This is a genomic window from Halomonas sp. SIMBA_159 (assembly GCF_046536035.1).
GTDB lineage: Bacteria > Pseudomonadota > Gammaproteobacteria > Pseudomonadales > Halomonadaceae > Vreelandella > Vreelandella venusta_A.
This window is the reverse complement of record NZ_JAWJBT010001033.1, coordinates 1-255: the sequence shown is the minus strand read 5'-3', so window position 1 is coordinate 255 and position 255 is coordinate 1. Positions and strand designations below refer to the sequence as shown.

Genomic DNA, 255 nt, shown 5'->3' with positions numbered 1-255 from the left:
CTGCCGCTGCTGAAGGCGACTATTGCGCTGTGTGAAGCCGAGCAGGATTATGTCAGCCGCGATATTCTGACTGAAATTCTCGAATATGAAGAAGAGCACCTGGATTGGCTGGAAACCCAGCAGCACCAAATCAGTGCTATGGGGCTGGCAAATTATCTGCAAGCTCAGCTGGGAGGCGAATAATAATGAAAGGCAATAAAAAAGTCATCGATGCGCTGAACCTGTTACTGGCCAATGAATTAGCGGCGATGGATC

1 protein-coding gene is annotated in these 255 nt (G+C 49.0%); it reads left to right on the top strand.

Annotated features, from left to right (window positions below; translation table 11 throughout):
* Window positions 1-183: ferritin-like domain-containing protein (locus tag R0J87_RS22410; RefSeq protein ID WP_498889079.1), on the top strand; the 183-nt coding region annotated here is incomplete at its 5' end.
* Between the last annotated feature and the right edge of the window lie 72 nt (window positions 184-255).